This is a genomic window from uncultured Intestinibacter sp. (genome assembly GCF_902468165.1).
In the GTDB taxonomy this organism is placed as follows: domain Bacteria; phylum Bacillota; class Clostridia; order Peptostreptococcales; family Peptostreptococcaceae; genus Intestinibacter.
Genome location: NZ_CABQXJ010000105.1, coordinates 1 through 7913 on the forward strand (window position 1 = coordinate 1; position 7913 = coordinate 7913).

A 7913-nucleotide genomic window follows, 5' to 3' on the forward strand; every position below is an offset into this window, starting at 1 on the left:
TTGCTTAGAATTCGCTTCGCTCATAGCACCAACAAATCGAAGATTTCGTTGCTTAGAATTCGCTTCGCTCATAGCACCAACAAATCGAAGATTTCGTTGCTTAGAATTCGCTTCGCTCATAGCACCAACAAATCGAAGATTTCGTTGCTTAAAATTCGCTTCGCTCATAGCACCAACAAATCGAAGATACTGTTGCTTTAAATTTGCTTCGCTTATGGCGAGGGCGATTTTGTATATTTCTTTAAATTAGCTTTCATTAGAAATAAAAATCCCCCTATATAGTAGAACACTCTATATAGGGGGATTTTTATTATTTTTATGTCATTTAATAATTTTAAGTAAAGATCTATTTACATTTTAAAATTATTTATTTTACAGTCCTATTAATACTCTTCGTAACATATCCTGATTTAGACATCTGAATAGTTATCACAGTATTTTTCTTTTGTTTTGGAATAAACACCTTGTATTTTCCTTTAGAATTTACTGTAGTCTGTTTTCCCACTTGCTTTTTATTTACATAAACTTTTATAGTGGCGTTTTTTGTTCCTGTTCCACTTATACTCGTGCTAGTTTTATATATATTGTTACATGTTAAAGAGCCAAATTGTTTTAATACTGTAGTTGTAGCGCTCTTTGAGTTGTAATTAGTCTTAGAAGCTACTACTTTTATAGTAGAGCCGCCAGGCTGCTTAGGTATTTTAATACTGTATTTATTATTTGAAGCTTTGCCAGAAGCTATAATCTTGCCTTTTGAGTTATATACTTTAATAGTAGCGGAGCTTAGCGCCTTACCGCTTATATATGTACTAGATGAATTTAAAGTATTTATCGTAAGTGTAGCCATATTCTTTTTAGCTACCGTATTATTTTTATTAGTTGTGGCATTGTTTTTGTTTACAGTTGTATTATTTTTATTAGCTATATTATTATTTTTGTCGACAGTGGTGTTATTCTTATTATTTGTAGTGTTATTTTTATTAGGTACAGATGTATTGTTTTTGTTGTCTGTACTTGTATTTTGTTTATTTATAAGTGTTCCACCGCCTATAGCTTTTACTGCTTTTAAGGCATTTACCTTGCCGTATCCCGTATAACTGTCTTTTCCCGGTCTACCTATATCGTCAGCCGTAGAATATAGAGCTGATTTTATTTCGTCTACTGTAGCGTTTGGATTTTTAGACTTCATCATAGCCACAATACCAGACACTATTGGCGCCGACATAGACGTTCCGCTGTCATACATATATCTTTGTCCATTGGTATAAGGAATTGTGCTGTATATATCTACTCCATATGCAGATATATCCTTTTTAGTTCCGTAATTTGAATCAGCCGCCTTTTGGTCGTTTTGATCTATATTTATTACAGATATACAAGAGTCAAAATCAGCAGGATAAAACTTCATAGTGCTGTTGTTGTTACCTGCTGAACAAACAGTGACAATTCCCTTTGCTTTGGCGTTATTTATAGCCTGCTCTAATAATTTATCTTGTTCTTTATCTGCATCTTCATAAAAATTATCGTCTACCAATCTACCAAGACTCATATTTATAACTTGTGCGCCCTTTTTAACGGCGTAATTATATCCGTTTAAAATATCGCTTGTAAAAGCTTCTGCGCTGTTTTTGTTTCCCCAAAATACATTTATATTCATAAGCTCTATATTGTTGTTTCCAATACCTGAAATACCGATAGCATTATTAGTTGTAGCTGCCAATATTCCAGATACATGCGTCCCATGATAGTTTTTATCTTTAGTAAGTTGAGAATAGTTGTTTTCAGCATCTACTGCAAGATATAAATTGCTTTTTAAGTCAGGGTGATTTACATCCATACCAGTATCTAGTACTGCTACTTTTACTTTAGATGTTTTGTAGTCTTTTAAGTAGTCCCAAGCTTCGTATATTTTTAAACTTTTTAAATAGTATTGTGCCTTGCTGTACTCATCATTAGTACTAGTTGTAGCTTTATATGTACTAGAGCTAGACGTAGTTTTATATGAGAAATTAGGCTGTACTGATTTTATAAAACTACTGTCTTCGTAGTTTTCTATCGCCTTATCTACAGTTTCAGAGTTTGATATATCGACTACACCTATATTTTTTCCCATAAGCTGTTCTATTTCTCCGTCTAGATTGTCTACAACAGTTTCTTTTAACTCTTTATTTACATCATTTTCAAATTCAACAATGACTTCACCAGGTTTATAACCTAACTCTTCATCACTTTGTTTTTCTTCTGATGCATCTTCGTAATCTTTTATTAAATCATCTGCCCTAGAGTCTATAACTGCTTTAAATTGATTTATCTTTTTACTTTGTTCTTTGTCATAATAATAATTTAAAACTTCTTTTACAGCATACTCAAAGTTTTCTTTAGAGTTGTATTTATTTATGTGTTTTGCCACATAACTTCCTGATACTTTTTCTAAATCAAACTTATCTTCTAGTTGATTTGATACTCTTTGTTTTTGATTGTTTTCTGTTTCAATCTTTTTTTGTTCCTTCTTAAAAGTTGCCTTTACTTCAGCATAAGAATAAATAGGTCCTATATTAGGAAGTACTAGTGATAAAGATAAAAACAGTGGTATAAATTTTTTGTTTAATATCATCTCTATCCCCCTTATCATTTAGTCATTATAGATAATATACATCTTATATTGTATAAAATCTATAAATTTTTCCTTACATTATATCACGAAATCATAACATTTTTAAGATTTATAAATATTTTACTAAAGAGTTATCTTTAACTTTATTAAAAATATAATTTGAATTAAGAAGGGATTTAGATTGCAAAAATCGAATTGTATAATAATATGTTTATTTATAGGATATATAAAATGAAATTCACTTAAAAATTTATACATAGTAAGAAGATAACTTTTTTAATTCTAGCGAATTTTAAGCAACGGACGAAGTCGTTGGCGTCATGAGCAAAGCGATTTTTAAGCAACGTAATCTCCGATTCGTTGGCGTCATGAGCAAAGCGATTTTTAAGCAACGGACGAAGTCCTTGGCGATATGAACGTAGTGAATTTTTTATATAAATTAAAGTAATTAAAATATGAAGTTGTGGTGATAAGTGTAATGAAAGAAAAATTTTTAGAGAGTTTAAAAGAGGCACTAACTACATATTCTTATTCTACTAATATTCCACTTGTCTTACTAGATGAAAATGGAAGTTCTGTGTATTCAATTGGGAATGAAGAACCTTTTTGCAAATTTTTTAAAGAGTTTACAGGAGATATGAATCCCTGTTCTCAAACTCATCTATATGCAGCTAAACAATCAGAAGCGTTAGGAGAAGCTTATACATTCTTTTGTCCTGCTGGGCTTATTCACTATACTGTTCCAGTTATAAAAAAAGGTGTATTTAGAGGTTCTGTGCTAGCTGGTCCTATACTTATGGATTTTTCTGATGAACTTATGATTTCTGAAATTATGCAAAAATTCAATATAGATTTAAAATATCTTGGGATGGTAGAATCTAAAATAAGAAGTATTCAAGTTATAGACCCTACAAGAGTTAGGCATCTAGGCAACTTGTTGTTTATTGTAGTTTATAGTCTTTTAAGTGATGAGAAAAAAGAGCTTGAAAGAAAGAGATTAATAGCTTCTCATCAATCTGATTTAAATGAAAAAATACAGACTATTAAAGATGAGCAAAATGTAGAATTTTACTCTTATGAAACAGAAAAGGAATTATTATTAAAAGTTAGAAATGGGGATGTTATAGGAGCTAAAAATATCCTAAACGATATGATAGGTCGTATTTTATTTGCCTCAGGAAACAATATAAATGTAATAAAATCAAAGACATTAGAGCTTTGCACATTGTTGTCTAGGGCGTCTATAGACGGCGGAGCCGACTCAAATACGATAATAGACTTAAATAGCAAGTTTTTATATAAAATATCAAATATAAAAAATATCGAAGATCTATCTTATTGGGTTGTTCACATGCTAGATAGCTTTACTCAAAATGTATTTAACTTTAACGAGTCTAAAAACCCTGTATTAATCCAAAAATGTATATCATATATAAATGAACATTACAACGAAGATATAAATTTAGAAAAAGTCGCTAATATAGTACATCTAAACCCATCTTATTTTTCGAGTGTATTCAAAAAAGAAGTGGGCGTAAGCTTTTCAAATTATTTAAATAAAATAAGAATCGAGCAAAGCAAACTGCTGCTTAAAAATACTGATTCTTCTATAGTAGAAATAGCTATGGAAGTCGGCTTTGAAGATCAAAGCTATTTTTCAAAAGTATTTAAAAACTTGACGAAAATGACTCCTAAACAATATCGTCAAAATGGATAATATAAAATAGACTTTCCTTATAACTTATTTCATAAGAAAAGTCTATTTTAAAAAGATATAAATAAAATTAAAATAAATAAATTTAAATTATTTAAAAGCTATATCTGTTTTTAACTTATTTTATTCAAATAAATTTAAGATATTTTTCTTGTTTAATTTGTATCCTATAATACAAATCGCTCCACTTTCTTCTTTATAATAGCTTTCTTCATTTATTTCATTTTCAACATAATCAAATTTGTACCAATTTTTATCTCTATTTTGCAAAATCCCTTTTCCCCTTACAATTTTGCCATAAGTATCCTCATCTTCAAAACACTTAAAGATAAGCTTTATATCGCTATAATCTATAGATTTCTTTGTTTTAAATTCCAATGTAGAAAAATGATATGGATTTCTCGTCTCGTCTTTATCTAGTTTATCTAATATTTTTAACATGTCGTAGTCTTGTATTTTATTTTCAATAGCTTCAATCAAATTTCGCCCACTTATATTGTAAATATCTTCGTTTATAATATTTGCATTTATATTTATATTTTTGATATACGAATACATCCCTTCAATATATTTTATATCAACACCTGTATTTTTGCTTAAAACAATAGTTTTTGATACTGCAATTTGATCGTCCACAAATACCTTGGAGTATGAAGATACAAAGTCAAATCGCTTTACATCTAATACAGAGATAATATTATTGATTTTAAATAGATTTTTAAATTTAAAATCGTTACACGCTCTTAATATCTCGCTTAATTTTGCGACACCTGTAGGTTCTACAATTATCCTATCAGGATTAAATTTATTTATTATATCTTCTATTGAAGAGAGAAAATCCCCCGACGAACTACAGCAAATACATCCTGCTGTTATTTCCTCTACTTCGACACCAGTATTTTTGAGTATGTCAGTATCAATTCCTACTTTTCCAAATTCATTTTCTAAGACGACGATTTTTTCGTCACTATAACCTTCAGTCACAAGTTTTTTTATAAGAGTAGTCTTTCCTGCTCCTAAAAATCCCGATACAATATCTAATTTTACCTTCATAAGCCATACCACCCTTATTTTAAAAGATTTAACCACCCTAAAACATTTTTTATAACCTAAACGCCTATCCTGTAATTTAAAAATAATTTTCCTGTAATATATAGAGAAACTGCCCCAAAATTTGAGATGTCTACTTTGGGACAACTTAAGTTTATTTAGTTTAAAATTATAAGCTTTTTATTTATAAGATTTATTTTAATTTATATTAGATTAAATTTTATAAGCCGTATTCAGCTGGTATAAATTTATCCATATCTAATTCATCTTGCATATCGTCATAAAATTCTAATTCATCATCTGCTATATCTTCAATTTGATTTCCTATGATATCTAGCCATTTCTTTTCTCTTTCTTCTACATAAACTTCGCCGCTATTTACAGCTTCAGTTATCTTATCAAGAGCAAGTTTAGCACCTAACTTAGTCATTTCAAATGAATTTTCAGCTTTGACTAATTCGCCTGCTATATCAAATACAACTTGTGGTTTTAATACATAAGCTTGAGGATCAAGTGGTGCATCAGATTCAGCAAGTAAGTCTCTAAATTCTCTTCTAAATCCTTTCTTAGTAGCAGTATTCATAAGTCTTGTATCGTAAATTAATTGTTCTATAGATACAACTGGTGCCATTTCAGCTAATAATTTAACTTGTTGGACAGATTCATTAGACCATAAATCAGTTACAGCAGCTGCTATATTACCTATTGGAGATAAGTGAGCACAAGCAGCTGATTTACCTTCACAAGATATAGGAGAACCTGTAATTGCTTTTAGATAAATACCTTCATAAGCACAGTCTTTAGATGGCCCTACAGCTCCTTCTTCAAAAGCAGCTAAAGCTCTAGCAACTGTAGCAACTCTCACTACTGCTGCAAATACTTTTGGTATCATACCTCTTTCAGCAAGTACCATAGCAGTATTACCAAATCCACAAGCAGAATCCCCTGCTGGAAGTGATCCATTAGCTTTACAAATATCAGCTATGTTTTTCCATAAGAATTTCATATCTCTACATCCACAAACGCCAAGTGCAAATATAACTTGTTTAATATCTGCATTTACTAAAGCTTCGTCGTTTAACTCTTTACCACCAGTAGATTCAACAGATATAAAGTCAGCGCCAGCTTGTGAGCAACCAGCGAAGCTTTCAATCATAGCTTCCCAATACTTACCGCTTCTCATAATTGGAGGTCTATTCATCTCTCTTAAGTCGTTTGGAGTAGCTCTATAAGCAGATTTTAGACCGTATTTAGCTTCATATTCTTTCATAGTATCTACTATTATCTTACTTACTTCAATACCCCATTTAGGATTTTCAGTAAATTCAGGAAGAGTTTCATATTCTATAACTACTCCTGGTGCATATAATTCTCTAGCTCTATTTAATATACCATTTGTCATATCTTTGTATATTTGGTATGCATCTTTTATACTATCTTCATTAACTATCATTGATGGCAATGTGAAGTTTAATTCTGGATAAACTTCGCCACCACCTATTATTAAACCGCTTTTAGTTGTTACTGGTTTCTTACAAGAACCATAAACAAAATCATCAACTGAATCGTATGCCAATTTATTAAATTTTATACTCATAACCGTTCCTCCCAATATAATTATTTATTTTTCAGATTGTTTAAACGCCTATATTATTTTTTAGATTTAAGTACATTTTTAGCTACATCTGCTGCAGCTGCTGCATCAGTAGTATAGTAATCTGCATGTACTTGTTTTGCGTATTCTTCTGAAACTGGAGCACCGCCTATCATGAATATATATTTATCTTTAATTCCTTTTTCTTCAAATGCTTTTATAGTAGTTTCAATTGCCGGCATTGTAGTTGTAAGTAAAGCTGATAAGCAAATTATATCTGCTCCTATTTCTTCAGCTTTTTCAACAAATTTTTCTTCTGGAACGTCAACACCTAAGTCGACCATTTCTATACCAGCGCCATCCATCATCATCTTAACTAAGTTTTTACCTATATCGTGTAAATCCCCTTTTACAGTACCTATAACTGCTTTTCCTATTGGTTCAACACCTTCAGCTTTTAGAGATGGAGCCAAAACTTTAAGTCCAGCTTGCATTGCTTTAGCTGCGATTAACATTTCTGGAACATATATTTGTCCTTCTTTAAATTTATCTCCTATTTCACCCATTGCAGAAATCAAACCATCGTTTAATATATCAGCAGGTTTTATACCTTGTTCTAAAGCTTCTTTAACTAATTGTTTTGATTGTTTTCCACTACCTTTTTGTACTGCTAATGAAAGTTCTCTTAATTCCATAAATCCTTCCCCCTAACCAAATTATTAAAATACTATTATTAAAATCTACTTAATGATGATTCATGTTGTCATATTAGAAAGTTTTGTTTATGCTTTTGACTTTCTTTGTGATTTGTTTATCTTTTATACTTAAATAATAGTATTTTTTAAAATATAATTATTGTAATTTATATTGTTTTTTATTAAACCTTTTAGGATTTTTTATAAATCAGCCTTAGGTATTGGTATTTCAATATTTAAGGCTGA

Annotated in this window: 5 protein-coding genes; 1 reads left to right on the forward strand and 4 read right to left on the reverse strand. The window is 30.2% G+C overall.

Going from position 1 to position 7913, the window contains the following annotated elements:
- Positions 1-367: 367 nt before the first annotated feature.
- On the reverse strand, positions 368-2614 hold the full coding sequence (locus tag RDX53_RS13330; RefSeq protein WP_307994325.1) for a S8 family serine peptidase: 2247 nt from the start codon (positions 2612-2614) through the stop codon (positions 368-370).
- A gap of 478 nt (positions 2615-3092) precedes the next feature.
- Between RDX53_RS13330 and RDX53_RS13335 the strand changes: the two genes are divergently transcribed.
- On the forward strand, positions 3093-4331 hold the full coding sequence (locus RDX53_RS13335; RefSeq protein WP_295677687.1) for a PocR ligand-binding domain-containing protein: 1239 nt from the start codon (positions 3093-3095) through the stop codon (positions 4329-4331).
- 120 nt (positions 4332-4451) lie between these two features.
- Here RDX53_RS13335 and RDX53_RS13340 read toward each other — a convergent pair whose 3' ends face one another.
- The 3 genes from RDX53_RS13340 to RDX53_RS13350 form a co-directional block, all read right to left on the reverse strand.
- Complete coding sequence (locus RDX53_RS13340; protein ID WP_307994326.1) at positions 4452-5381, reverse strand: GTP-binding protein; 930 nt, start codon at positions 5379-5381, stop codon at positions 4452-4454.
- 217 nt (positions 5382-5598) lie between these two features.
- Positions 5599-6975, reverse strand: coding sequence for a methyltransferase MtaB domain-containing protein (locus tag RDX53_RS13345; protein WP_307994327.1), 1377 nt, complete (start codon positions 6973-6975; stop codon positions 5599-5601).
- A gap of 53 nt (positions 6976-7028) precedes the next feature.
- Positions 7029-7667: a corrinoid protein gene (locus RDX53_RS13350; protein ID WP_295572034.1), complete on the reverse strand. Its 639-nt coding sequence runs from the start codon at positions 7665-7667 to the stop codon at positions 7029-7031.
- Between the last annotated feature and the right edge of the window lie 246 nt (positions 7668-7913).

Coding starts and splice junctions, on each gene's coding strand:
- RDX53_RS13330 (WP_307994325.1), bottom strand. CDS start 2,614: ATGATATTAAACAAAAAATTTATACCACTGTTTTTATCTTTATCACTA.
- RDX53_RS13335 (WP_295677687.1), top strand. CDS start 3,093: ATGAAAGAAAAATTTTTAGAGAGTTTAAAAGAGGCACTAACTACATAT.
- RDX53_RS13340 (WP_307994326.1), bottom strand. CDS start 5,381: ATGAAGGTAAAATTAGATATTGTATCGGGATTTTTAGGAGCAGGAAAG.
- RDX53_RS13345 (WP_307994327.1), bottom strand. CDS start 6,975: ATGAGTATAAAATTTAATAAATTGGCATACGATTCAGTTGATGATTTT.
- RDX53_RS13350 (WP_295572034.1), bottom strand. CDS start 7,667: ATGGAATTAAGAGAACTTTCATTAGCAGTACAAAAAGGTAGTGGAAAA.